Origin of the sequence: Gordonia sp. Z-3 (genome assembly GCF_036233855.1) — a bacterium.
GTDB classification, from domain to species: Bacteria; Actinomycetota; Actinomycetes; order Mycobacteriales; family Mycobacteriaceae; genus Gordonia; species Gordonia tangerina.
The window spans coordinates 1-25,755 of record NZ_JAZARS010000015.1; the positions used below are offsets into that span (position 1 = coordinate 1).

The following is a 25,755-nucleotide window of genomic DNA, read 5'->3' on the forward strand; positions in this document are numbered from 1 at the left end:
GCCGGCAACGACCCGATGCTGGTGTGTGGTGAATACGGCCACGGCCGCACCACCGCCTTCACCTCCGACCTCGCCCCACACTGGGCCCCACCGGAATTCCTGCACTGGAACCACTACCCAACCCTGTTCAACGCCATCCTCACCTGGACCTCACGACAGGACGAGACGTCGAGCACACCCGGCGACCCTGCCGGAACGACATCGAAGGAGTCGGCACGATGAACTTTCACGGACTGCTCACTGTCAACGATTCCGGTCGGTTGTCGACCGCGTTGACCAAGCTGGACGAAAATGACCTGATGCCGGGAGAAGTCACGATCTCCGTCGACTACTCGACGATCAACTACAAAGACGCCATGGCGATCTCGGGACGAGCCGTGGTGATCCAGAGCTTTCCTCTCGTACCCGGGATCGACCTGGCCGGAACTGTCGAAGAGTCCAGTTATCCGGGCATCGCTCGTGGTGACCGGGTGGTCGTCAACGGCTGGGAACTGGGCCAGACTCACCACGGTGGCTACGCACAGTTCGCGCGCGTACCAGGGGAATGGGTGGTGCGCCTTCCGGACCGGTTGTCGACGATGGAAGCCATGGCGATCGGCACCGCCGGATACACCGCGATGCTGTGCATTCTGGCTCTCGAGCACGGCGGCATCGAGCCCTCATCAGGGACCGTGCTGGTCACCGGCGCCAGTGGCGGCGTGGGCTCGATTGCCGTCGCTCTCCTGTCGCGACTCGGCTATCGCGTCACCGCATCGACCGGCCGGATCGAGGAGTCCACCTACCTTCGATCGCTCGGCGCTTCCAAGATCATCGACCGCGCCGAACTCTCCTCTCCCGCAACCGATCCCCTGGGAACTCAGCGATGGTCGGGGGCAATCGATTCCGTCGGCAGTCACACGCTCGTCAATGTGCTGTCCCAGACGCACGATCGCGGGGTGGTGGCGGCCTGCGGCCTGGCCCAGGGCACGGACCTACCCGGAACAGTTCTTCCCTTCATTCTGCGCAATGTCACGTTGGCCGGTATCGACTCCGTCCATGCGCCGCGAGAGCTGCGGGAGTTGGCGTGGTCGCGACTGGCGGATGACCTGGACCGCGAAAAGCTGACCCAGACGATGCAGACAGTCGGTCTGGGTGACGTTCCAGGAATGGTCGAGACGCTGCTGGCCGGGCGGATTCGAGGACGAACAGTGGTCGATGTCAACGCAATTCCCCGGTCGACAACCGGCACCGGAGTCGTGACATCGTGATCGTGCAGATCAACGCATACAACGATGTTCATGTCATCGAACCAGAGGTCGAGGCGGTGTGCGTGATCACCCACCGTGCCCTTCTGCCGTATCTGCCGGGCATCCTTCGCCTGACCGGGATCGGGTACCTCGAGGACCAGACCGTCCGGCTGGACCCGGAATGGTCAGGTTGGAGCGCAGTCGACCGAGGGAAGCGGACAGAGCTCCCCCGCAGCGCATCCATCCACGTTCAGGCTGCCTACTGAGTCCCGAGGACCAACTGGCTCTCCATACCCGGGGGTTGCGCAGCGGTTGGATAAGCGCCACCCACAGTTGGCGATTGTCGAGTGAGACCCATCGCACCGGCGCCAAGGCGCACTAGGCCCCCAGTGCCTCACGCAAATCCATCCAGGCGTAGCGAATCGGCGACCTGGTCCGGCGAACGCTCGACCAGGTCGGGCGAACGCTCGATGTACACGCGACTGGCGCAGAACCACCGGCGACGACCGCATCTCCTGCCGAAGATGGAAACCTCGACCCGCGGGAGCATCTATAGTATTGCCGCACACCGACACGAAGCAGGTCGGTGACACCCGGACGATCGCGGTGCGGCCGGTAGCCGAACCCCCGTGATGGCCTTCGCCACCGTTGCCGTTGCCGGAATGACTGTCGAAACAGTGATCGTCAGTACCTCCACACGCCTCAGCAGGTACTGACAGACCCTCCCCAGATACGCCGCTTCGTCCGTACGCTCGTATCGGCCGCCACCCCCGTGCAGCAACGCGCGGGTGACGCCGCCCTCCGCACAGCCGCCGAGACTGAGCGATCGAAGAACATCCGGGCGGATCGAGGACGACAATGGCGCAGCACAATCACCCGAGCAGAGGAGTCCACAGTGATCGGACTTGAATTCGTGGTTGTTGTGGGCGCCGTCATCCTGGCATGTGGCGTGCTCTCCCGCCGCACCGGTGTGGCCGGCCCGGTACTGCTGCTCCTCGCTGGAATCGCGGTTGGATTCGCGCCGTCGTTGCGCGACGTTCACCTCTCGCCCGAGGTGATGCTGCTGGTCTTCCTACCGGTTCTGCTCTACTGGGAGGCTCTCACGACCTCGCTGCGGGAGATCCGGGCGACGTTTCGTGGGGTGGTGCTGACCAGCACCGTGCTGGTGGTCGTCACCGCCGCCGCCGTGGCTGCGGCGGCCCACGCGCTGGGGCTGACGTGGGGCGCGGCGTGGGTGCTGGGGGCAGCGCTGGCACCCACCGACGCCACTGCCGTGGGTGTGCTCGCACGGTCTCTGCCGCGGCGGCAACTCACCGTCATCCGCGCCGAAACCTTGATCAACGACGGCACGGCATTGGTGCTCTACGGCGTTGCTGTCGGCGTCACCGTCGGCGAAGAGACCCTGGCGCCCGTTCACATCGCCGGCCTGTTCGGCGTGTCCTACATCGGTGGGATTGTGATCGGCGCGGTCGTCGGCGCACTTGCCATCGTGACGCGGAGCCGGCTGCACGACACCATGCTCAACAACGTCGCCGTCATTCTAACCCCGTTTTGCCACCTATCTTTTCGCCGAACTCATCGACGCCTCCGGGGTGCTGGCAGTGGTGGTGGCAGGCCTGATAGGCAGTCAGTACGGCCCCCGGGTGGGCTCGGCGGTAGCCCGCCAACGCAGCACCAGTTTCTGGACCGTGACCACCTACCTGATCAACGCATCGCTGTTCGTCCTGGTCGGGATGGAGCTGAACTCGGTCGTGCGAAGTCTCGATGGGTCACAGCTGCGGACCGGGATCATCGGGGTCGTTGTCGTGTTTGCCGTGCTGGTGGTGGTCCGCTACCTCTTTCTCGTTGCTGCCGCCTACACCATTCGACTACTGGACCGTGGTCCGTCCCAACGTTTGCGGCGTGTCACCAACAGAGCGCGTGTCGTCTCGACGATGGCGGGGTTTCGCGGCGCCGTCTCCCTCGCTGTGGCTCTGTCCGTGCCGGAAACGCTGTCATCGGGCGACGCGTTCCCCGACCGTGACCTCATCATCTTCATAACCGTCGGCGTGGTGGCGACAACACTGGTGGTGCAGGGCTTGCTGTTCGCGCCCACCATCCGTTGGGCGAGGCTGCCGGTCGACGACGGCGTGGCAAGCGAGCAACAGCTCGCCGAGATCACCGCGTGCGAAGACGCCATTGCCGCGATCTCGCCGACCGCCGAACAACTCGGCGTCGACACGGCCGTCGCCGACCGCGTTCGCACCGAATACGACGAACATCTCACCGTGCTCCGCGCTCGCGGAAACCCTTCGGACGCCGCCGACGACGCAACCGTCCAGTTCGACGACGAGTACGCAGAACTCCGACTCACGCTCATCGGGTACAAGCGGCGCACCATGATCCGGCTTCGCGACCAAGGCGACATCGACGACACGGTCTTGCGCCGAGTGCAGGCTCGACTCGATGTCGAAGAATTGCGGCTCGGTGGAGTTGACATCGAATAGTGTTACTGGATAGCGGTTCTCGACCATTTCGATATGCCGACCCAGGCCGCGCTGGTTGAGACGTGTGCAGCGATGACAGAAATTCGGTGGCCACCGGCCGAACCGAGACACCCGACAGAGCCGAGTCACTACGATATGTTCATGCACCTTCCTGTTCTGCACGCGACCACACCCCCAGGCGCAATCCACGTCGAATCGCGGTTTTGATGAGCCCCCGCGCCGACGACCACGCCACTTCTGTCGAAGCAGCCTATGCAGCGCTGCGCGACGCGATGACCGACGGTGACACGGCGACACTGGACGATCTGCTCGACCGCGAGTTCACGTTGACCCACATGACGGGTCTGGTACAGCCGCGTCGAGAATGGTTACAGGAGATCGACAGTGGGTCGATGACCTATCACACGATCTCGGACGTCGACATCACCGCCCGAGAAGACACTCTGGGTCTGCCGCAGCTGACGGTACGAACACTGACCGATGCGACCATCTGGGGCACGCGACACACGTGGCGCCTCGTCCTGGAGGTACATTTCGCCCCTCTTCGCGAGGGCTGGCTCATCACCAATGTGGTTGCCTCGACCTGGTGACGGTCTGATCCATCGGGCCCTCGGATGCGATCAACCGGACCGCAGGCCGGATGCACGCAGCCAGCGACACACGGCAAGCCGGGCATCGGCCACTCGTTCACCCTGAACCGCCAGCGGTTCTCCGACGGTCGATGATTCCGGCAGCGCCCGCGTGTACTCGTCGACAGCGGAACCGAGTCCGCTCACTGCGTAGGTGACCACCGGGTGGACGGTCAACCCCTGCAACGCGACACCGTCGATGAAGGTATGCATGATCATCGGTGGGCGCACATTCCAGATCGGGCTGGCCAGGATGACAGTGCAATACTCGGAGAGATCAGGAAGCTCTCCGGCGATGGCCGGACGTGCGTCGTCATGCTGTTCGCGAACGTTTCGCTCGACCGTCGCGTCGTAGTCCGCGGAATAGTCGACCTCGGGCACGATCTCGTAGAGATCGACGGACGACATGCTCGCGATCATCCGCGCCAAGACCTCGGTGTTGCCCACTTCGAGCTGTGTCCGGCCGCCGTAATAGTAGTTCTCCCCTGCTCGAGAAAAATACGCCAACAACACTTTTCCCGCCGGTCGCGGGTCCGTCGATGACGGGTTCGACCCCGAGGCCGGTGTCGGGGTCGATGAACAGCCACCTACGCTCGCGGTAACCGGCACCACCGCAGCAAGTGCGGCGATCTCCAACAATGACCGACGGCTCAGTACCTCATGCACTGTCCCGACACTATCCGCTTGTCACAACGTGTGGGAGGCACAATCCTTACCCCCTTTGAGACGGAACGCCCTCACACAAGCGACACGCTGCACTATTTACACGGAACCACACCACCCGTTCAACGTCGTTCGAAACGCCATGCGAGATCTGATCACTCGAGACCGAGGTGGCACCATAGCATTTCTGGCATGTCGTCGACGCCGAACCGCGCAGCCGGAGATCATGTCGTCTCCGATACCGGCATGCAGCTGGTGGCCCGGGCATTGCGGTTCAGCGATGACGCGGCCATGAATGAGTTGTGGACCCGATTCGACGGGCTCGGTGCGCTCGCGCAGGTTTCCGAACGAGTCGGCCTCCGGCAGATGGGACATCTGTCGGCAACAGCGCCCATCGCCGCAGACGGATTCGGCCAAGGAATACGGCTACTCGCCCCCGCGGCCACAGCCGCCAGTGGAGTCCACGTGGGACGAGACGGTGACGCTGGTCGGTTGATCGACAAGGAGAAAGGAGCGCGACGCGAATGCGAGGAGGTCGTCGTCCATCGCTATCGCGGCTCCACCGATTGGAGCGCGGAGGCACGCTCGACGACGGTGACCGTCACGTCGTCGTGGCCGAATGTAGCGGCCGTCCCGCGGGCCGGCGATCCATCCACCGATACGACGGAAGACCCGCCGGTCCCCACACGGTCCCGCGACACTCAGGAATCAACGGCAAGCGACGACGAATCGACGACGAATCGATAGCGCACGTCCGAGGCCAGAACCCGCTCGAACGCCTCGTTGATCTGCTCGGCCGCCACAAGTTCGACCTCGGCGGTGATCTCGTGTTCTGCGGCGAAGTCCAACATCTCCTGGGTTTCGCGAATCCCGGCGAACTGCGAGCCGGCAATCACCCGGCCGTTCTCCATCAGTCCGAAGGCGCTGTACGACAACGGTTCGGTGGTGACGCCCACATTTGCCAGGATGCCTTCTCGCCGGAGCATGCCGAGGTATGCGTTCACGTCGATCGGCGCACTCACGGTGTTCAGCACGATGTCGAATCGATTGGCGAGAGCGCTGAACGGCGAGCCATCGCCTGTGGCGACGTAGTCGTCGGCACCGAGCGCGTTCGCCGCATCGCGCTTCGACTCCGAGCGCGACAGCACAGTAACCTCGGCACCCATGGCCTTGGCCATCTTGACTCCGAGGTGGCCAAGACCACCGAGGCCCACCACGGCTACTCTCTTGCCCGGGCCTGCGTGCCAGCGCTTGAGCGGAGCGTACACGGTGATGCCGGCGCAGAGCAGCGGCGCAGTCAGTGCCGGGTCCAGGCTATCCGGCACGCTCAGGACATAGTTCTCGTTCGCGACTATCATCTGCGAGAAGCCGCCTTGCGTGTAGCTGCCATCGCGGTCCGCACTGCCGAAGACAAGGGTGTGCCCCTTGAGGCAGTACTGCTCTTCGCCGTCGCGGCAGTTCTCGCATTCCCCACACGAATCCACCATGCAACCGATACCGACGCGATCACCCACGCTGTGTTTGGACACGGACGAGCCCACTTCAGTGACGACACCGACAATTTCGTGGCCGGGAACCAGAGGTTCTACCGGCAGCGGACCGAAATCGCCCTGCGCAAAGTGGATGTCTGAGTGGCAGATACCGCAGAACATGATATCGAGCTTCACATCATGCGGTCCGACGTCGCGGCGGTCGAGTTGCACCGGGATCAGCTGCTCACCGGCAGTGGGAGCACCGTATGCGTTGGTCACGGTCATGTATATCTCTCATTCACTTGATCTGATTGGCCTACACACGAAGACGAGGACCGTCGAAAAGTGCATCGGCGACCCTCGTCCTGCGATTGGAAATGTCTGTCAGGGATTCACCAAGACCTTCAGCGACTTCCGAGAATCCATCGTCTGGTAGCCTTGGGCGATGTCGGCGAGGTTCACCCGGTCATCGAAGACCCGTCCCGGGCTGATCTCGCCATTCAGCACGCGCGGGATCGCTGCATCGATGTACGCCCGGACCGGAGCCGGCCCACCGGTGACGGCGGCGTTCTTGCCGAAGATCGACCCGAAGCCAACGGGAGCCTCCTCATATTGCGGGACCCCGACGCGCGAAATGATGCCGCCGGGGCGAATTACCCCGTAGGCCTGCTCGTAGGCCGGCATGTGCCCCACCGCCTCGATGACGACATGGCTGCCCTCGCCCCCGGTCAGGTCCATCACCTTGGCAACACCTTCGTCACCACGTTCGGCAACCACGTCCGTGGCGCCGAAATCGATGCCGAGGTCGGTGCGGTCGGTGTGTCGCCCCATCAGAATGATGCGTTCGGCACCGAGTTGCTTGGAGGCAAGCACCGCGGACAGGCCGACTGCGCCGTCCCCGATCACAGTGACGGTCTTGCCGGCCTCGACCTTTCCGAGGTGCGCGCCGTGATAGCCGGTGAGGTACACGTCCGACAGGGTCAGCAAGCTAGGGATGAGTTCGCTGTTTTCGGTCACCTCCGGCACCGGCACCAGGCTGCCGTTCGCCTGCGGCACCCGGATCAGTTCTGCCTGAGCGCCTGGCACATCGGCAGTTCCGTACCAGCCACCGTTGACGCAAGCGGTCTGAAAACCTTCTCGACAAAACACGCATGTGTTGTCCTGGAACGCGAAGGTGCCGATGACCAGCGTCCCCTTGGGTACCGTGACATCGGCACCGGTCTCCTCGACGATACCGATGAACTCGTGCCCCATGGGCACTCCGTCGGCCGTCGCATCCATCGAGTGGTATGGGTGCAGATCTGACCCGCACACACACGTCTGGACCACGCGAACGATGGCGTCGGTGGACTCGTGCAGTTTCGGGTCGGCCACCGTCTCGATCCGGACGTCGCCGGGGCCGTACATGTATGTTGCTCGCAACTATTGCTCCTCATTTGTCTGAAGTCGTCAACGGTCTCGGGTGGTCGGTCGCGGATCTTTCTGTCCGCGGCCGAGGACGGTCTCACGCCTCCGGGATGTCTCGACCGAATGCTTCGAGGGTCACCTGTTCCGGCTCTGGTCCGCCCCGGATTCCCGTCTCGAGTGAATCGATCTGCGACAGTTCCGCCTCGGAGAGTTCGAAGTCGAAGATGTCGAGGTTCTCGGCGATCCGGGCCGGCGTCACCGACTTGGGAATGGCTTGGCGGCCTTGCTGAAGGTGCCACCGCAACATCACCTGTGCCGCCGTCTTGCCATGGTTCGCAGCGATCTTCCCGATCGTCGGATCGTCCAACGTCGATCCCTTGGAACCATCGCGGTAGAAGGTGATACCGCCGATCGGCGACCAGGCCTGCGACAGCACACCATGTTCGGTGTCGGTGGCCAACACGTCGCGTTGCTGGAAGTACGGGTGCACCTCGACCTGGTTGATGGCGGGCACCACCGACGTCGCCTCCAGCAGTCGGGACAGATGATCCGGCATGAAGTTGCTGACGCCGATGGCGCGTACACGTCCGTCTGCGTAGAGCTTTTCCAATGCGCGGTAGGCGTCGATGGTTCGCTGGAATTCCCCGGGCAGGGCCTGATGGAGGATGAGCAGGTCGATCTGCTCGACGCCGAGTTTGCCGGCACTCTTGTCGAAGGCGTGCAGCGTTTCCTCGTAGCCGTAATCGCTGATCCAGATCTTGGTCTCGATGAAGACCTCGGACCGGTCGAGTCCGGATTCGGCGATCGCGGTGCCCACCCCTCGCTCATTCATGTAGGCGGCCGCGGTGTCGATGTGGCGGTATCCCACCTCCAACGCGGACCGCACGGCCGAAGCGGTTTCTTCCGGCGGCGTCTGGAACACGCCGAAACCCAGCGCGGGGATCTCGACGCCATTATTCAGAGTCATTGTTGGAACACTCATGGCGACCACGTTATGGGTCGACGGGCACGTGTGGGAGTGCTCGTCATAACAGGTAATGGCAGTACCCCCGTCATGGTGCGCGATCGCCCAGATAGGCACGTGGCCGGCTCCGACCTGCGCGCGACTCATCAGCCGGTAGTCTCGGATAGCTGGAAGCAGGTGAGATGACAGGCTCGGAAGCGCACGACCACACGAACCCGCAAGCGCGGCCGCGGCCGACCATGGCCGACATTGCGGCGCATGTCGGCGTATCTCGGCAACTCGTGTCGCTGGTCATGCGCGGCCAGCCGGGCGCGAGCCCCAGCACCAGACAGAAGATCGTCGCTGCCGCCAAAGAACTCGAATATCATCCCGATGGCGCGGCCCGCCTGCTGCGGCGCACCCGCAGCGGCCTGCTGGGTGTGCTGTTCACCGGCCAGCACCCGTTCGAACTCGCCCTCGTGGAGAACATGTATCCGGCCGTCGCCGAATCCGGTTACGCCATCACACTGGGGACGATTGCGCCCACCCACGAGGTGGCCGAAGCGCTCGACGAGATGCTGAGCTCGCGCATCGAAGCGCTGATCCTGGTGGGACCACAGCTCCCGCCGCAACGCTTGACATCCCTTGCCGCACAGATGCCCATCGTCGAGGTAGGACGACATCGCGGTACCACCGGAATCGACGCCGTCTACTCCGACGGAGAAGCCGGGATGCGGTTGGCGGTGGATCATCTGGTCGGACTTGGTCATCGACGCATCGCCCACGTCGACGGCGGCACGATGCCCGGCGCCGCCGATCGTCGCCGAGGGTACATCGATGCCATGACCGCGCAGGGGCGCGCCGCCGAAATTCAGATCATCGACGGCGACTACAGCGAGATGTCGGGGTATTCAGCTGCGCAGCAGATCCTGGAGTGGTCCCGGCGTCCGACCGCCGTGATCGCAGCCAATGACCGTTGTGCCCTCGGTGTGCTCGGCACGCTGGTGCGAGCCGGCATATCGGTCCCCGGGGAGATCTCGGTAATCGGGTACGACGATGACCGGACCTCACGGCTACCATTCGTCGATCTGACCACGGTGCGTCAGGACGCCGCAGAGATCGCGCAACGCGCTGTCGGGGCCGTCGTCGAACGGCTTGCCGGGCAACGCACGGACACCGTCGAGATAGTGGTGAGTCCCGCTCTCTGTGTCCGTGGCAGCACGGGTCCCGTCCCGGGCGTCGGACCTGAATCCTAGCTCCGATCCAAGTATGTCCGGACAAACTCTTGACATCCCCAGTGATGTGGGTCATAGTCATTAGCACGTGCTAATAGCACGAGCCAGCCAGTCGCTCACGAACCGTCACGATGAGCGATTCGGCACCTCGCCACACCACAAAACGCACGCCGTCGGGCGGCATCGCCGCGGGGCTTCAGTGCGTAGACAGGATCGACGATGTTCGACACCCCACAATCGACCGGAAGCCGAACCACCGCTCCCTCGTCGACGTCCCACCCGACCCTGCCGGCCGATCATCCCGGCCCCCACTCGAAGCGTCTCGGTTACATCGCCGTCATCGCCACCTTCGGGGGGCTGCTGTTCGGCTACGACACCGGCGTTATCAATGGCGCGCTGGAACCCATGCGTGAGGACCTGGGCCTCACCGCAACCATGGAGGGGTTCGTGGTGAGTGTGCTGAACTTCGGCGCCGCCATCGGCGCGTTGATCGGCGGCCGCATGGCCGACAGCCAGGGTCGTCGACGCAACATCCTGATGCTGGCGACCATCTTCATGGTCGGCACACTGGGTTGTGTACTCGCCCCAAGCTGGGAGACGCTCGGCATCTTCCGATTCATCCTCGGATTGGCGGTAGGCGGAGCGTCGGCCACGGTGCCCGTCTACCTCGCCGAGATGGCTCCGGTGGAACGGCGCGGCAGCATCGTCACCCGCAACGAGGTCATGATCGTCTCCGGCCAGTTCGCCGCCTTCGTCATCAATGCGATCATCTTAAACATCTGGGGCGAACATGACTCGGTCTGGCGGTACATGCTGCTGGTCGCGCTGGCTCCGGCGATCGGACTGTTCGTCGGCATGCTCCGAATGCCGGAGAGCCCGCGGTGGCTCTCGTCGAAGGGCCGCGACGACGAGGCCCTGGAGGTGCTACGCCAGGTCCGCTCCCCGGAGCGCGCCGAGGCCGAACTCGCCGAAGTCCAGGCTCTCGCGCTGGAGGAGAAGGAATCGCAGACCGGCGGGTGGTCCGATCTGGCCACACCGTGAATCCGTCGACTGATCATCGTCGGGATCGGGATCGGGGTGTTCTCCCAACTGAGTGGCATCAACGTCATCATGTATTACGGCACACAGCTTCTCGAGAACGCAGGCTTCTCGAGCAACGGTGCGATTCTGGCGAACACAGCCAACGGACTCTTCAGCGTCCTGGGCGTCACCGTGGGCATCTTGATGATGAACAAGTTCAACCGCCGCGCGATGATCATCACCGGCTACACGCTGACCACAACATTCCACCTACTCGTCGGCATCTTCGCACTCGCCATGCCCGACAACTCGCTCAAGCCCTACGTCATCATGGGGCTGGTCATCGGATTCGTCTTCTCGATGCAGGCGTTGATCGGGCCGCTCACCTGGCTGCTGTTGTCGGAGATCTTCCCACTCAAGATCCGCTCGTTTGCCATGGGGGTCAGCGTGTTCACCCTGTGGATCGCTAATTCCATTGTGGCGTTTGGCTTCCCGCCCACTGTCGACGCACTCGGCATCTCGTCGACCTTCTTCGTGTTCGCAGCACTAGGCGTCCTCGCCATCATTTTCATGTGGCGTATGGCTCCCGAGACCCGCGGCCGTACCCTCGAGCAGTTCGAGGACGACTTCCGAATCCAGCACTCCTGACCACCGTTGCGACTCCGAAAGCAGCTGCCATGTCCGTTCTTGTAGCCGTCCCCGACAGCGCCGAAGGCCTCGCCGCACTCACCGCCGCAGGCGAGGAAGCCACGCTCCTCGGCACCGACCTCGTGATCATCAACGTCGGGCTGTCCGCGCTCCCAAAGACTCTGATACCCACCGATGTCGTCGTCGAACTGATCGAACGTAGCGGCGCCGGACAGCGAGACCCGTTCGACACGGTTCTCGACGAGGTCCGCCGGCGACGGGTCCATCGCCTCGTCATCGGCGTGCGCCGGCGCTCTCCGACCGGTAAAGCCTTGCTGGGCAGCCTGAGTCAACGACTGTTACTCCAAGCACCGGTGCCGGTACTTGCCGTCAAGATCAACGAAGAATACGCGACCGAGATCTAATGAAGAGTAACGGCGCCGACGATCATCCGGGCCAGCGTGCCGCCAACGCCGAGAGCGTGCCCTCGATTCCCGCGCCGTTCTTCTTGTCGTAGCCGAGCAGGTCGATGATCTTGGGCACCTTGATCGTCGAGTAGTCGAAGGTCTCGGTGACCCGCGTCTGAGAGGGCGACACCGCCTCGAACTCCCACCGCCACCTGTGCCCCATCGGGTGTTGCCATTCCACCAGCTCGTCCTCGGTGAACGAGGTGACCGTCGAGGTGATCTTGTAGGGCACGCCGTATTGCTTCATCCCGACGCTGAATCGCGCGCCGGGGCCGAGCCTGTCGGGCCCCGTCACCGGCGTGTCCCGAACGGTGCCCGACCCGTCGAGTTGCGGATGACGGTGCGGATCGGCCACCAACGCGAACACCTCGGCAGCGGAGGCGTGCACGATGACCTGGCGGGACACCGTGTGCGGCCCGCGGTCGACGCTGGTGACGGAATGTTGTGCCATGGGTCCAACGTACGCCGATCGCCGCTTTTCAGGCTGTCGCAGCCGCGGCGTCGCGGCCCTGTAGAGCCGAGACCACCAGATTGTTCTTCTCACTCGCCGTGCCGGAGTCCACCGCAGCGATCCACTTCTCCGTGGACGTCACGGCGGCGAAATTCGACTGGAACAGCACCATGAGCGTGTCGTGCAGAGTCTGCGCGGAGACTGTTCCGGCCTCGTTGGCGAGGTGGATGGCACCGGTTGCGTCCGAAAGGATCTCGGCAGTGAACCCCAGCCCCTCGGCCTCTACCGCGGTTGCGAGATCACAGTTGTTGGCCATGTGGCCGACGATCGTGATCGTGTCGATGTGGCGCTGACGCAGCCAATCGTCGGCGTCGGTACCGGCGAAGACACTGCCGTACAACTTGTGCACGCGTTTGGCCGCCGCGCCCGCCCGCCGGTCGATCTCCGGGTGCAGCTGCCAACCATCGGTTCCTTCGACGAACACCGGTGCGCCGTAGGGCATCTGATGTTGAACGAGCACCACCGGGACCTCGTGGTCGGTCGCGGTGTCGATCGCCGTGACGATGTTGGCCAGCGTGTCGTCGCGCGGCGGGTACTGGATCTCAAGCGGACCGTCGAAGTAGTCCTGTTGGACGTCGACGACGATGAGTGCGCGGCGCGGTCATGATGCTTCCTCCTGTGTCAGCGGGTGAACGGTGTTGATTCTTCGCTCCACCCCTTGCCCGCGCGAGTGGCACGAATGCATACTTTCGATGAGTTCAGGCCAATGAGGAAGGTGACGGTCATGCGGATTGCGATCCACGCTTTCGACGGAATCACCATGTTCCACCTGGCCGCGCCCTTGATGGTGTTCGGCGAGATCGACCGCCTGGGCATCGCCACCGATTGGTCAACGACACTGTGGTCGGATCACGCCGGTTCTATTCGCACTGCCGAGGGGTATTCGATCGGAGATGTGGGTGGTCCCGAGACCACCGACGATGCCGACATCGTGATCATGCCGTCGTGGCCGCTGTCGTTACCCGGCCTCGAACCCACATTGCGGCGAACGATCACCGACGCCCATGATCGCGGAGCCACCGTCGTCGGCCTGTGCCTGGGCGCCTTTCCCGTCGCCGATGCCGGGCTGCTCGACGGCCGTGGCGCGGTCACCCACTGGGAGGCGATGGACCTGCTGGCACAACGACGTCCGGGTCCTCAGGTCGACTCGTCGGTGCTCTACATCGATCACGGCGACGTTCTCACCTCCGCAGGCACCGCGTCGGCGATCGACGCCTGTGTGCATCTGGTCCGCACCCATCTGGGATCGGCTGCGGCCGCACGGGTGGCGCGGTCACTGGTGGTGGCCCCGCACCGCGAGGGCGGTCAGGCGCAATACATCGAGCGGCCATTGTCTCGGCCGGCGCACAACAGTGCGATCGGCGATGTCCTCGATTGGGCAATGGCCCGGCTCGACGGTCCACTGACCGTCGACATCCTGGCCGCGCAGGCGCGGATGAGTCGGCGCAGCTTTGTCCGGCACTTCCGCGACGCCACCGGAACCACCCCGGCACGTTGGATCCTGGAGCGCCGTCTCGAGGAGGCACGCAAGCTCCTCGAGACCACCGACTGGACCGTCGAAGCCGTTGCCGCCGCCTGCGGATTCGGCAGCGGCGTCACACTGCGACAGAAGTTCGCCGGCGCCTACCAGGTCACGCCGCGCGCGTACCGCAAGCAGTTCGCGGTGGGTGAGTCCTGATCACGCGCACCGGCATGTCTCACCGACGCACCACGAAGTGCACCACCAACGCCACAAACACGATCGAACAGCCGATCGCACTCAACGCCAGCGCGAGCACGATGCCGCTGTTGTCCGGGAAGGTGCCCAGCCCGGGGTGGGCGGCCAGCACCGCCCCCGACAATGCGCTTCCGCCGGCACCGCCGACGGTTCGCAACACCTGATTGAAACTGACCGCACTGCCGAGCTCCTCGGTGACGACGGTGCGCGCGATCAACGCGGGCATCGCGGCGTACGCGGTGCCGAGGCCGACGCCGAACAGGAACATCCCGATCAGGATCTCCCACAGCGCGTCGTGCGCGAACAACATCAGAAACGCCGCGACGGCCATGGTCGCGGTGCCCACCCGCAGCAGGGTGGGTAGGCCGACGCGCGCGGCGAGCAGTCGGACCACCCGATTCGCGCCGAAACTCCCCACCGACAGCGGCAGCATCACAAAACCCGCCCACAGCAGCGGCAGGGCGATGCCGTAGCCGGTGTCGGTGGGTGCCTGCGCGATGAGACTGGCGACGGACAACCCGATGTAGAGGGCCGCACCGAGTCCGATCGCGGTGCCGTTGGCGAGGATCACGTCGGTGTGTCGGAAGATGCGCAGGTTGATCATCGGATGCGGAGTGCGCAGTTCCACCACTCCCCAGCCGACGAGCACCGCGACACCGACGGCGAACGCCCCGATGGTCCGCACACTCAGCCACCCCCAATCGGGACCTTCACTGACGGCGAGCAACACCGCGGACAGGCCTGCGCCGAGAAGTACCGCGCCGGGCACGTCGAACCGTTGCCGGGGAGCACGTTCGTCGGGCCCGGAGGGCACCACCGCCCAGACCGTCACCATCGCGGTGACGAGGAAGATCGCGGCGGCGACGAACGCCATGCGGAACCCGAATCCGGACGCGAGCACACCGGTCAGCGGGTAGCCGACGCCCAGCCCCGTGGCCACCGTCACCGACAGCGCCGAGATCCCCGGCCGCACCAGGTCGTCGGAGAGATAACGGCGTGCGAGCGCGATCGTGACAGGCACGATGCCGTACGACAGTCCCTGCAGTGCGCGGCCGGCCAGGAACACCGCGAACGTCGGCGCGACCGCGGCCATCACCGATCCGAGCAGGATCACCGCGAGCGCACAGATCAGCAGACGTTTCTTGTGCGGGCCGTCGCTGAGCCGTCCCATCACGGGCGTGGTCACCGCGCCGACCAGCAGGTTGATGGTCAACATCCACTGCGCGGTCCCGACGGCGACGTCATATTCTTCAGCGACGCTGGGCACCAGCAGCATGCCGAGCGAACTGACCACGGCCGTGGTCAGTGCTGCGTAGACGAGGCCGGGAAGCAGTCGCGTCGAGGTTCCGGCCATCCGGCCACCCTATCGAGTAGGCGGCCGTCGGCACCGGGTGGAGTCTGCGAACTCCGGCCCTCAGGCCTTCTCAAGACGGGTGACCAACCCGCGGTCCGCGTCCACCCGCACCCGGTCGCCGGTGACGAGTACCTGGGTGGCGATGAGGGTGTTGACGACGCAGGGCAGCCCGTACTCGCGGGCCACCACAGCTCCGTGTGAGACCGAACTGCCGATGTCGGTGACGAGAGCGGCGATGACGGTGAAGTACGGCGTCCATCCGACGTCGGTGACCGGAGCGACCAGGATCTCGCCGCGCTGGACGTCGCGTGCCTGCGCGATGGTCTTCGCGACACGCACCACGCCCTCGGCCACCCCGCGCCCGGCGGGGCGGCCGACAATCGCATCGTCACCCACCAGCCGTGGCGGTGGCGCGATGCGCGCGGTGGGCCGCCCGATCGACACGTCGTCGATTTCCAGCGCGTCTTGGTAGGCCAGGGCCGCGCGACGCTGCTGCGCGCGTGTGACGAGGCCGTCGATGTTCTCTACGCCGACGATGCGGTGCAGTTCGGCGCGGTCGAAGAAGAAGACGAGGTCGGCGTCGGGCAATCGCCCTGCCGCGGCGAGGACCTCACCGAGGTGCCGATAGCCGAGTTTGAGCGAGTGGGCCATCAGCGCCATCCTCGACTTCGTCTCCTCACGTCCGCGGGCACCGGCCTTCGCCCATCTGGCGAGCAGTCGGATCGTTGCGGATGTGGGCGCGTCGACCTGCACTCGGGTCGGGGCGCGCTCTGCGCGATCGTGCGTGGCACGCAGCATGGCCTGCATCATCGTCCCCAGTCCGGCGGGGTCCTCCGCCCAGGACGGGTCGCGCATGCACAACTCGCGGTAGCCGCGGTGTCCGTGACGACTCAGGAAGTGACGCAACGCCGATGCGGCCTCATCGTCGCCGGCGCGCACAGCGGTGACGGCACGCTCGGGCGTGACCGAGAGGAACGCGTCCGCCGCCATGGGGTCGGCGGCAATCAACCGGACCACCGCATCGAGTTCGCCGAGCATGAGCGCGCTCTCGACATCGCTGGCGCCGGCCATCAGCTGCGCGGCCTCGGTCCGCCCGTCCTCCTCGGTCTGCCCCTGTTGTAGCGCCCGCCGGATCAGCACGCTCTCCAGGATGTTGGCGGCCACTGCGGCCCGCGACGAGGAGCGCACATGGGTCAGCGTGACATCGCAGTAGCGCTCGACGCCGGACTCCAACTGTTGCAGGATGCTTCGCGGATCGTTGCCAGTTGGTATCTCGAACTCAGCGATCTGGGCACCCAGGTGCCGGACCGCCGGCCCGACGGACAGGGCATGGGCGCTGAGTCGAATGGTGTTGCCGAGCTTTCGGCGGAATGGTTGCGGCGGTTTCGGTTTCAACTCGTCGATCACCCGCCCACAGATCGACGTGGAGAACTGTTCGAGGGAATTGCCGAGGATGCCCGAGCTCAGAGCCGTGCCCTCGGTGAGGTTGAGAAACATGTGCCCCGAGAAGTAGCCGACCTGCAGCCACGGCCGTTCGTAGCCGGGCTGGGCTCGCGCGACCACTTGGATCTGCTGCATCGCACGGTCGATGGCGTACCCGGACACCGCCGCGGTGAGCGGGCAGAATGCGCCGGGCATCATCTCGCCGATGTTGCAGCGCGTGTAGACGTGATCGGCTCCGGCAACCGGCGAGTCCATCTCGCCGAGATCGCCGGGCAGGGTGGTGATGGGCCGGGCCTGCAGCCACCACAACCGTCCGTCGTGGTCGATCGCCCATTCGAGGTCCATCGGCTCACCCCAGTGGTGTGCGGCACGCAGTGCGCCGGTGCGGATGTCGGCGATCTCGGTGGATGACAGAACCGGTTGCGCCCCAGCGAGTTCGTGCACTATCGGTGTACCAGTATCGTCGAGGATGGTGTGGTCGGGTGATGCCGAGCCGTCGACCAATGACTCACCCAGACCCCCGACGGCGTCGATCACCACCAAATCACGACGTCCGGTGGTCGGGTCCGCGGTGAATACGACACCGGCTGCGCGCGCGTCGACCATCTGTTGGACAACCACATTCATAATGGCGTCCTGATCGGCGCGGTACGCGGTGGCCCGCCGCGAATGCACGGAGGCGGCACACTGTTGGACCGCCGCGACGAAGTCGTCGACCGAATCGACGCCCAGCACGGTGTCATACTGCCCGGCGAAGGACTGCTCGACGCCGTCCTCGCCGACCGCGGACGAGCGCACCGCCACCGGGACCTGACCAGCCGCAACCATCTGCGAGAACCGTTGCACAGCGGTATCTGCGGAGGCTTGAGCAGTGACCTCGGCAATGACGAACCCCGGCGGCACCGGTAGTCCGACGCGGCCGAGTTCGGCGAGTCCGGCGGCCTTTCCGCCGTAGCGGACGTCGGCGACGTCCGCGAGTTCAATCGTGATCGGCGACATGGTCAGGTCAACGCGTCGACGATCTCGGCCAACGCATCGGGGTCGATCGGCCCCGGTTGATAGAGGCAGATCCGATCGGATACCCCATCGGCGCGGTCGCGGATGTGCGTGGCGATCTGGGTCGGGGTGCCGCAGGCTGCGATGGTGTGCAGTATGTCGTCGTCGATCAACGTGGCCATGTCCCGCCAGCGTCCCTGCTTGGACATCGCGTTGAGTTCCGGCTGCAGTTCGCCCCAGCCGTGGGCGTCCAGGACTGGCCGGTAGGCGGGGGTAGAACCGTAGAAGGCCAACAGCATTCGAGTCGAGGTATGGTCGTCTCCGACCGAGACGATGATCTCCGGCACCACCTCGAAATCGTCGTCCGCGCGTCCGGCGGCGGACAGGCCGGCGCGGACGGCCGGCATCGTCACCTCGTGGAGGAATCGCTTGGTGCCGAACGGCATCACGAGTAAGCCGTCGGCCACCTCGGCAGTCATCCGGGTCATCCGCGGGCCCGGCGCCCCGAGATAGATCGGTGGCGGACCGTACGGGTTCGGCCCGGGCACAAAGGTCGGGGTCATCAGGGTGTGCCGGTGATACTCGCCGCGGTAGTCGAGTCGTTCATCGTTCTGCCACGTGACGAAGATTGCGCGCAGCGCTCCCACCATGTCCTTCATCCGCGCCACCGGGTGGTCGAACTCGGTGCCGTAGCGCTTCTCGATCTGGGCGCGCACCTGGGTGCCCAGGCCCAGGACGAACCGACCCTCACTCAGTAGTTGCAGGTCGTTGGCCTGGTGAGCGAGTTGGATCGGGTTGCGGGGCAGTCCGATCGCGACGTTGGACATCACATCGAGACCGCGCACCCCAGACGCCAGCACCAGCGGGGTGAACACGTCGTGCGGGCCTTCGAAAGTGAAGACGCCTGACGCGCCGGCCTCCTGCAGAGCTCGTGCGCGGTCGACGGCGTCGGTGGGCCCGAACAGGGCTGTCATGACCTTCATCGGCTGCCTACTTCGCTCCGTCGGTCCAGTCGGTGAAGCCCGACGGATGATGTGGCCCGAGGACACCGTGTTCGAATGGTCCCGCACCATGACACTTCCGACCGTCGGGTTCGGTGCACACTGCTTCGGCGACGTGGTCGATGAGGCTGAACGGAGCCTTGGCCATCACCTCGGGATCGGTCAGGTCGAAGCTGACGCGTTCGACGAAGGACTCGCCTTTCCAGGTGCCGTGCGCCCAGGTCGCGTCACCACCGTACCCCGCACCAAAAGCGATGGGTGCGAACAGCTTCGATTCGATGTCGAGCTGAAACCGATCACCGTCGCGGTTCTGGAACTCGACGTGCGCACCGTAGGGAATCCGAGTGCCCGACGTGTAGTGGACGGAGACGCGTACCCCGTCGAGCTGTTCGACTCGGCCGTCACGCCATCGTCGGGTGCAGTCGTAGAGGCTGCGATGACCGTCCGGGTCCTCCTGCAGGATCAGGAACAACTGATAGTCGTCGAACGCCAAAGGCAGGTACAACCACCACATCCCGCGGAAGGATGTGTCGGGACGTCCACCCGGTTCGGCCTCGCCGACCGGACGGATCCCCCACGAACGGTCGCGGCTGGCCACGCTGGCATCGTGCTCGACGATCAGCCGTTCACCGTCGACGTCGATCCACCCCTCCCAGCTACCGAGTTGGGCAAACCGGCACGCCTGCAGGGTCACTCGACGGTCGGTCAGCATGTCGTGTGGACGCTCGAGCGCAGCGGAGAACAAACCGCGCCACGTGAGGTCCGCGGCGATACCCTCCGTCTCGTCCATCGTCAGATGTATCTGCTGTAGGGGTTCGATGACGTCGAGGCGGTAGTCGTTGACGTGTTGATTCAGCCGATCGTCGTCGATGGCGTCGCTCAGATGCACCGCGGTCTGCGTATCGCCGTGCCGGACGACGAAATAGGCGTCCTTGACACCGAGCCGCGGGTAGTAGCCGATGCCGGTGAGCGCCATGAACCGCCCGCCACGGTCGAGCACGTTGAAATACGAGCGGTCGTAGAAATTTCGATCGGACGTGGCCGGCCAGGAGACCGGAGTCGGCGTCTGATGGATCGGATACTCGTCGAGCGGGCTCAGCTTCACCGACACTCCCTCAAATACGATGCACACTGTATTGGAACTAAGGTGGAACTCATGACAGCAGAAAGCGTCAGCCGAGGCAAGGGGTCTGAGACAAGCGCGCCCGCCTCATCCCCACCGGGCCGTCCCCGCGACAGCCGCATCGACGCGGCGATCGTCACGGCGACACGGGAGTTGCTGCTCGAGTCGGGCTATTCGGCCCTGTCACTGTCGGCGATCGCCGCACGAGCCGGAACCACCACCGCCGCCATCTACCGACGCTGGGCCGGCAAAGCCCAACTCGTGCACGAGGCGGTCCTGCCCACCGACTCGATCCCGACCCCTCTCAGCTCCGGCGACATCCACGCCGACATCCGATCTGTGGTCGACACCGTCCGCACGATGTTCGACCGGCCCGAGGTGCGCATGGCGCTACCCGGCCTGATCGCCGACACCGTCGCCGACCCCCAGGTCCACACCATGATGATCACCCGGCTGGCCGGCAACCTCGGCGCATTCGAAACGCACTTCGGCCAGGAACGCCGCGCCGACGACCACCTCCCCATGCTCGCCGAAGTGGTGGCAGGCACCGCGATCTTCCGCATCCTCATCCGCCGCGACGCCGCACTCGACGAGGAGTGGGTCGACGCGATGACGGAGATGATCACCGAGCGGTGGCCGGCGGGGGTGAAACGGTGAGGAACAGGTCGGATCTCAGCATCGCCGCGTCACGTTCAACGACTTGATCTGTGGGCTCGGGTTCTGAGTTTCACCTCAGACCTTCGGTTCCCACGGGTTGACGCACCGGACGCCGAGCGGCTCGAGATGCTTGGTATTGCGTGTCGCCACGGTCATCTGGGTGGCATGGGCGATAGCAGCGATGACAGCATCTTCGAACGGAGCATGCTCGGGCACCCGATAGGTCGCCAAGACCCGTGCTGCGGGCAGATCGAACGGCAACACACGGTCGGCGAATGCAGGCAGGACCCGTTCCTCGAACCAACGGCGCAATACTTCTCCCTGCGCTGGGTCGGATCGCTCCTTGGTGACCACGCCACACTCGAGTTCTGCCATGGTCATCGCCGTCACGAACTGGTCGGTCACCGATACGGACGCCGCCCAGATCTCGACCTGTCGGTTGCGTCCCCGGACCCTCAGCGCGGATACCACGTTGGTATCCAAGACGTACTTCACAACTCGGCAGATCGGACAGTCAGACCGAGGCGTTCGGGCTCGAAATCGATGTCCGCACCCTCATCGGAACTCAGCAGGTCGACGAGCGTGACCGGCTCCCGCTCAAGCGCTTCGGCGAGGATCTCGCGAGCCTCCGCCTCTACCGACCTGCGATGCTGCTCGGCACGCGCCCGCAGGGCGGCCTTGGTCCCCGCGGGTAAATTGCGGATGAGGATCTGTTCCATTTTTTTGCCACCTCCGATATCAGGCACATGATATCGACGGTGTGCGCTTGGACGACACCCGCACATTCTTGTTTGTATGACAAACAAGAATGTGCGACCCTCATCACATGACCACGTCACGTCGCGGTAGTCGCGAAGCCGGCAAGGCCACCCGCGACTCCCTGCTGCGCGCGGCGGCCGAGGTATTCACTGAGCAGGGAGAGACGGCGTCGGTCGCCCAGATCTGCCACCGAGCTGACGCCTATCCGAACCAGGTCACGTACTACTTCGGATCCAAAGAGCAGTTGTTCACCGAAGTCGCGTGCACCGCGGTACTGCGCGCCGGCCGTGCCGCAGAAGATGCCGCCGGCGCGGCCACGACGGTTGGCGATTACACCCACGCCCTCATCTCGACGTTGCTCGGTGAGCAGGCGCGCAAGGTCGAGTTGTTCACGACCGCGATGTCGATGGCGTCGCGTCGTTCCGACCTTCGACCGCAGATCGCGGACACGTTGCAGGTGTTGCACGAGCGCGGCGCCGAAGCGTTGATGCGGACTCTGGTGCGGACAGGGTGGGAGCTGCGGGCACCGATCGACGTGGAGGCAAAAGCGTTCTGGTCGGCCATCTTCGGGCTCGTCATCCAGCAGGCGGCCGTCGGCGATCACCTCGGGGATCGGCTCGAGGACGCGGTCGCGATCGTGTTCACCAACCTGCAGATCCCGGATCGGGTGTTGGCGCATGCCATTTGACGTGGTCTCGATACGGTCACTCACTCCGTTCGCGACCTACTCCTTGGATCGAGTAGGGACCGAGCTTGCGAGGGCCTGTATCGAGATCGACCAGCGGGGGGTCACTTACTCCGTCGCGACCGAGCTTACGAAGGCCTGCATCGAGACCGACCAGCGAAAAGAACAGCAGTCGGAACAAACGAGCATACGCCTCCCCCGTCGCTGGTCGAGTAGCCGTCGAGCCCCTAGGCGAGACGGCGTATCGAGACCAGTTGCGCCGCTTCGAAAGGACAACCCATGACACACTCCACCGAGACCACCACTCAACCGCAACCGCATCTCACACACACCGTCCTCAACCAGTCCGCTCCGCGTGTCGACATCAACGAGTTCGACATGAATACCGTTCTTGTCGAAGCGATCCGACGCCACGACGCGGGCTGGGCGGAAGATGAGCTCCGGGCGATCGGCGCGCACGTGGGCAGTGCGCAGTTTCAGCACGACGCGCACCTGGCCAACACCATCACCCCGGTGCTGCACACCCACGACCGCTGGGGCAACCGGATTGACGAGGTCGAATACCACCCCGCCTACCACCGGATCATCGAGGCGTCGGTGGCCCACGGCTCGCACACACGCTGCTGGGCCGACCCGCAGCCCGGCTCACACGTCGCCCGTGCCGCGGGTTTCATGTTGTTCGGGCAGATCGAACCCGGTCACGCCTGTCCGGTGTCGATGACCCACGCGGTGATTCCGTCACTGGAGCTGCAGCCCGACGTCGCCGCGCACTGGGTGCCGAAAGCACTGTCACGCAGCTACTCCCCCGATCTGTCGGCCACCAAGGAATCGGCAGTCTTCGGCATGTCGATGACGGAGAAGCAGGGTGGCTCCGATGTGCGCGCGAACACGACGGTTGCCACACCGGTCGGCCGTGGCGGGCCGGGCGCCGACTATCTGCTCACCGGACACAAATGGTTCTGCTCGGCACCGATGTCGGATGCGTTCCTGGTCCTCGCGCAGGCGCAAGGCCCCGGCGGCGAGGGACTCTCGTGCTTCCTGCTGCCCCGCGTTCTGCCCGACGGCACCCGCAACGTCTTCCGCATCCAGCGACTGAAAGACAAGCTCGGCAACAAGTCGAACGCGTCGTCGGAGATCGAACTCGACGGCACCGTCGCGGTGATGGTCGGCGAACCGGGCCGTGGCGTGCGCACCATCATCGAGATGGTTGCGCAGACCCGTCTGGACTGCGTCCTCGGCAGTGCCGCCGGAATGCGACAGTCTGTGGCCGAGGCGGTGTGGCACGCTCGCCACCGGGCCGCCTTCGGCGCGACGCTGGCCGATCAGCCGGCGATGACCGCCGTGCTCGCCGACCTCGCCCTGGAATCGGAAGCCGCCACCATCACCGCCATGCGCCTGGCTCGCGCCCATGACGAGGACGCCACCGATCAGGAGAAGGCGTTCCGTCGCCTTGCCACCGCGGTCGCCAAGTACTGGATCTGCAAGCGTGGACCCCACCACTCCTACGAGGCGCTGGAGTGTCTCGGCGGCAACGGCTACACCGAGGCATTCCCCCTGGCCATGCGCTACCGCGAGCAACCGGTCATGGCCGTCTGGGAAGGCTCCGGGAATGTCATCGCACTCGACGTGCTGCGGGCCATGACCCGCGAGCCGGAGTCGATCGCGGCGTTCGACGCCGAGATCAACATCGCACTGGGAGCCAACCGCACCCTGGACCTGCACCTCGAACGGCTGCGTGATCAGCTGGGTGAACTGGTTCGCGCCGACGCGGCAACGGCGCAACGACGCGCCCGCGGAGTTGTTGAATCCATGGCCTTGGCGCTGGAAGCCTCCCTGCTGGTGCGGTTCTCCCCGGCCGAGGTGTCCGATGCGTTCATCGCCGCGCGGCTGGGCGGCAACCGCGCGTTCGAGTACGGCGCGCTGCCCGACGGCGCGGATCTCGCGGCGATCCTGGAACGGCACTGAGCGCGGTGGCCGTCGTGGACTCGACTGTCGCGCAGTAACGCGGCGCCAACCCCTCACCACCCGCGCCAGCGATGTACGTTCTACAATCGCAACTTGAAGAACGTGTCCCTTTCATGGGGGTCTGACGGAGTCGCGTTCGTTGTCAGCAGTGCACAGGGGCGGGACGCGAACGGTGTTTGTCGATGAGAATCGGTCTGCAGGCGTGGGGAATCTTGGGGAGGCGACCCACGCCGCGCGGACCAAAGCGTACGAGGATCCTCGATATGTCATGGATCAGATCGAGATCTCCGAACGGCTACCCCGATATGGAATAGCGGGCCTGACGCTGGCCATCGGCCTGTTGGGTGTCCTGGCGGTGACGTCGCCGGATGGTGCGGCGGGGAGCCCGGTTCGGATGGGCGCGCTCATCGCCATCAGCGCCACCACGGTGCCGGTCGCGATCCTCATCGCGCGCATCGATCTGCGAACCATTTGGTTGTCGGAGACGATGCCTATGCGAGGCGCCAACACCGCCTTCGTCATCTACGCCGACCTCGGACTGACCGCGGCGCTGGCCACGTTCCAGACGCCGGTCATGGCACTGCAGGGCACGGCGCTGTTCGCGGTCATCGGCGGCTACGTCGCGCACTTTCTCCGCATCCAGGCGATGGTCTGTCATGTCGTCTTCTCGACCGCCGTGATCGTCACCATCGGCGTGAGAGCGCTACTCGACGACACGCTGCCCGGATCGACCGCGCTCTACGGGATCATGGTGTCGTTGCTCGCGGCCAATGGCACCGTGGGCCTGATAGCCATCTACAGCGCGGAGTCGAAACGCGCTCTACGCCTTCAGATCGAGTCGGCCAACACCGACCCGCTGACCGGCGTGCTCAATCGGCGCGGGTTCCGTTACATAGCGAAAACGGCAGCCCGGCAGACGACGCGGCCCTTCACGATCGTCGTGGTGGACATCGACAACTACAAGGCCATCAACGATCGCCACGGGCATGCCGTTGGCGACGACGTTCTCGAACGGTTGGCAGCTGTGCTCGTGGATGCCGTTGGGAACACAGGGGTGGTCGGGCGCCTCGGCGGCGACGAGTTCGCGATCGCCGGCTCCCTGGACCGCGTTTCGGCCAACGGACTGGCCAATCGCATCCGGGCCGCCCAGATCGGCCTGCCCTGCGAGCCTCGCATCACCGTGAGCGTCGGCGCGGTCGTCTATGAGGGCAAGCACCGCCCCGCCACCGACGGCGCGCTCGTGGACCTGGCCCTGAAGACTGCCGACCGCGCGCTTTTCGAGGCGAAGAACGCTGGGCGGGACACGTACCGAGTGGTGTGCGGCGACCCTTCGTGACGCCCGAGGACGTCCGGAGCGCTAGCGGCGGAT

Annotated in this window: 25 protein-coding genes and 2 pseudogenes; 15 read left to right on the plus strand and 12 right to left on the minus strand. The window is 65.0% G+C overall.

Annotated features, from left to right (window positions below; translation table 11 throughout):
• The 6 genes and pseudogenes from VX037_RS17080 to VX037_RS17105 all read left to right on the plus strand — a co-directional run.
• On the plus strand, positions 1-222 hold a 222-nt coding region (locus tag VX037_RS17080; RefSeq protein WP_328715053.1), incomplete at its 5' end, for a glutamine amidotransferase.
• Positions 219-1,247 carry an acrylyl-CoA reductase (NADPH) gene (gene acuI / locus VX037_RS17085; RefSeq protein ID WP_328715055.1) on the plus strand — a complete coding sequence of 343 codons (1,029 nt, stop codon included), beginning with the start codon at positions 219-221 and terminating at the stop codon, positions 1,245-1,247. The genes VX037_RS17080 and acuI, both read left to right, overlap by 4 nt.
• A 2-nt stretch (positions 1,248-1,249) precedes the next feature.
• The gene (locus VX037_RS17090) at positions 1,250-1,492 is read left to right on the plus strand and encodes a hypothetical protein (protein WP_328715056.1); all 243 of its coding nucleotides are present in this window, start codon (positions 1,250-1,252) and stop codon (positions 1,490-1,492) included.
• A gap of 704 nt (positions 1,493-2,196) precedes the next feature.
• A pseudogene (locus VX037_RS17095) lies at positions 2,197-2,715 on the plus strand (cation:proton antiporter domain-containing protein); the annotation flags it as partial.
• Positions 2,716-2,833: 118 nt separating this feature from the next.
• The gene (locus VX037_RS17100) at positions 2,834-3,712 is read left to right on the plus strand and encodes a cation:proton antiporter domain-containing protein (RefSeq protein ID WP_328715058.1); all 879 of its coding nucleotides are present in this window, start codon (positions 2,834-2,836) and stop codon (positions 3,710-3,712) included.
• A gap of 206 nt (positions 3,713-3,918) precedes the next feature.
• On the plus strand, positions 3,919-4,302 hold the full coding sequence (locus VX037_RS17105) for a nuclear transport factor 2 family protein (protein WP_328715060.1): 384 nt from the start codon (positions 3,919-3,921) through the stop codon (positions 4,300-4,302).
• Between the two features lie 30 nt (positions 4,303-4,332).
• Here VX037_RS17105 and VX037_RS17110 read toward each other — a convergent pair whose 3' ends face one another.
• Entirely contained in the window at positions 4,333-5,007 is a 675-nt protein-coding gene (locus tag VX037_RS17110) for a flavodoxin (RefSeq protein ID WP_328715061.1), read from the minus strand.
• Positions 5,008-5,196: 189 nt separating this feature from the next.
• Between VX037_RS17110 and VX037_RS17115 the strand changes: the two genes are divergently transcribed.
• Positions 5,197-5,751, plus strand: coding sequence for a hypothetical protein (locus VX037_RS17115; protein WP_328715063.1), 555 nt, complete (start codon positions 5,197-5,199; stop codon positions 5,749-5,751).
• On the opposite strand, the gene VX037_RS17120 is transcribed toward VX037_RS17115, so the two are convergent.
• From VX037_RS17120 to VX037_RS17130, 3 genes are all read right to left on the minus strand, one after another.
• Positions 5,706-6,761, minus strand: coding sequence for an NAD(P)-dependent alcohol dehydrogenase (locus tag VX037_RS17120; protein WP_328715065.1), 1,056 nt, complete (start codon positions 6,759-6,761; stop codon positions 5,706-5,708). The genes VX037_RS17115 and VX037_RS17120 overlap by 46 nt on opposite strands.
• A 99-nt stretch (positions 6,762-6,860) precedes the next feature.
• Positions 6,861-7,898 carry a zinc-binding dehydrogenase gene (locus VX037_RS17125; RefSeq protein ID WP_328715067.1) on the minus strand — a complete coding sequence of 346 codons (1,038 nt, stop codon included), beginning with the start codon at positions 7,896-7,898 and terminating at the stop codon, positions 6,861-6,863.
• A gap of 82 nt (positions 7,899-7,980) precedes the next feature.
• Entirely contained in the window at positions 7,981-8,865 is an 885-nt protein-coding gene (locus tag VX037_RS17130) for an aldo/keto reductase (protein WP_328715068.1), read from the minus strand.
• Positions 8,866-9,029: 164 nt separating this feature from the next.
• On the opposite strand from VX037_RS17130, the gene VX037_RS17135 reads away from it, so the two are divergent.
• From VX037_RS17135 to VX037_RS17145, 3 genes and pseudogenes are all read left to right on the plus strand, one after another.
• The gene (locus VX037_RS17135) at positions 9,030-10,082 is read left to right on the plus strand and encodes a LacI family DNA-binding transcriptional regulator (protein ID WP_328715070.1); all 1,053 of its coding nucleotides are present in this window, start codon (positions 9,030-9,032) and stop codon (positions 10,080-10,082) included.
• A gap of 198 nt (positions 10,083-10,280) precedes the next feature.
• Positions 10,281-11,729: pseudogene (locus tag VX037_RS17140) on the plus strand (sugar porter family MFS transporter).
• 29 nt (positions 11,730-11,758) lie between these two features.
• A complete protein-coding gene (locus tag VX037_RS17145) occupies positions 11,759-12,133 on the plus strand; it encodes a universal stress protein (RefSeq protein ID WP_328715071.1) in 375 nt (124 codons plus the stop codon).
• A gap of 22 nt (positions 12,134-12,155) precedes the next feature.
• Here VX037_RS17145 and VX037_RS17150 read toward each other — a convergent pair whose 3' ends face one another.
• Together VX037_RS17150 and VX037_RS17155 are read right to left on the minus strand one after the other, a co-directional pair.
• Positions 12,156-12,626 carry an SRPBCC family protein gene (locus VX037_RS17150; protein ID WP_328715073.1) on the minus strand — a complete coding sequence of 157 codons (471 nt, stop codon included), beginning with the start codon at positions 12,624-12,626 and terminating at the stop codon, positions 12,156-12,158.
• A gap of 28 nt (positions 12,627-12,654) precedes the next feature.
• A complete protein-coding gene (locus VX037_RS17155) occupies positions 12,655-13,272 on the minus strand; it encodes an isochorismatase family protein (RefSeq protein WP_328715178.1) in 618 nt (205 codons plus the stop codon).
• 138 nt (positions 13,273-13,410) lie between these two features.
• Here VX037_RS17155 and VX037_RS17160 point away from each other — a divergent pair, with 138 nt between their 5' ends.
• Entirely contained in the window at positions 13,411-14,364 is a 954-nt protein-coding gene (locus VX037_RS17160; RefSeq protein WP_328715074.1) for a GlxA family transcriptional regulator, read from the plus strand.
• Between the two features lie 19 nt (positions 14,365-14,383).
• Here the strand turns inward: VX037_RS17160 and VX037_RS17165 are convergent, their stop codons facing one another.
• From VX037_RS17165 to VX037_RS17180, 4 genes are read right to left on the minus strand one after another with little or no spacing between them, the layout of a single operon-like run.
• Positions 14,384-15,757 (minus strand): MFS transporter, encoded by a 1,374-nt coding sequence (locus VX037_RS17165; RefSeq protein WP_328715076.1) that lies wholly within the window; start codon positions 15,755-15,757, stop codon positions 14,384-14,386.
• A gap of 60 nt (positions 15,758-15,817) precedes the next feature.
• Positions 15,818-18,199 carry a PEP/pyruvate-binding domain-containing protein gene (locus tag VX037_RS17170; RefSeq protein ID WP_328715078.1) on the minus strand — a complete coding sequence of 794 codons (2,382 nt, stop codon included), beginning with the start codon at positions 18,197-18,199 and terminating at the stop codon, positions 15,818-15,820.
• 2 nt (positions 18,200-18,201) lie between these two features.
• Positions 18,202-19,179, minus strand: coding sequence for a TIGR03617 family F420-dependent LLM class oxidoreductase (locus tag VX037_RS17175; protein ID WP_328715079.1), 978 nt, complete (start codon positions 19,177-19,179; stop codon positions 18,202-18,204).
• A gap of 7 nt (positions 19,180-19,186) precedes the next feature.
• The gene (locus tag VX037_RS17180) at positions 19,187-20,302 is read right to left on the minus strand and encodes a hypothetical protein (RefSeq protein ID WP_442903695.1); all 1,116 of its coding nucleotides are present in this window, start codon (positions 20,300-20,302) and stop codon (positions 19,187-19,189) included.
• A 51-nt stretch (positions 20,303-20,353) separates the two neighbouring features.
• On the opposite strand from VX037_RS17180, the gene VX037_RS17185 reads away from it, so the two are divergent.
• Positions 20,354-20,977 (plus strand): TetR-like C-terminal domain-containing protein, encoded by a 624-nt coding sequence (locus tag VX037_RS17185; protein WP_266063064.1) that lies wholly within the window; start codon positions 20,354-20,356, stop codon positions 20,975-20,977.
• Positions 20,978-21,052: 75 nt separating this feature from the next.
• On the opposite strand, the gene VX037_RS17190 is transcribed toward VX037_RS17185, so the two are convergent.
• Positions 21,053-21,472: a type II toxin-antitoxin system VapC family toxin gene (locus tag VX037_RS17190; RefSeq protein ID WP_328715082.1), complete on the minus strand. Its 420-nt coding sequence runs from the start codon at positions 21,470-21,472 to the stop codon at positions 21,053-21,055.
• Positions 21,469-21,696 carry a FitA-like ribbon-helix-helix domain-containing protein gene (locus VX037_RS17195; RefSeq protein WP_235721964.1) on the minus strand — a complete coding sequence of 76 codons (228 nt, stop codon included), beginning with the start codon at positions 21,694-21,696 and terminating at the stop codon, positions 21,469-21,471. Before VX037_RS17195 ends, VX037_RS17190 begins: the two co-directional genes overlap by 4 nt.
• A gap of 107 nt (positions 21,697-21,803) precedes the next feature.
• On the opposite strand from VX037_RS17195, the gene VX037_RS17200 reads away from it, so the two are divergent.
• The 3 genes from VX037_RS17200 (at position 21,804) to VX037_RS17210 (ending at position 25,722) form a co-directional block, all read left to right on the plus strand.
• The gene (locus VX037_RS17200) at positions 21,804-22,424 is read left to right on the plus strand and encodes a TetR/AcrR family transcriptional regulator C-terminal domain-containing protein (RefSeq protein ID WP_328715084.1); all 621 of its coding nucleotides are present in this window, start codon (positions 21,804-21,806) and stop codon (positions 22,422-22,424) included.
• 276 nt (positions 22,425-22,700) lie between these two features.
• A complete protein-coding gene (locus tag VX037_RS17205) occupies positions 22,701-24,386 on the plus strand; it encodes an acyl-CoA dehydrogenase family protein (protein WP_328715086.1) in 1,686 nt (561 codons plus the stop codon).
• Positions 24,387-24,654: 268 nt separating this feature from the next.
• Positions 24,655-25,722, plus strand: coding sequence for a GGDEF domain-containing protein (locus VX037_RS17210; protein ID WP_328715088.1), 1,068 nt, complete (start codon positions 24,655-24,657; stop codon positions 25,720-25,722).
• Positions 25,723-25,755 lie beyond the last annotated feature (33 nt).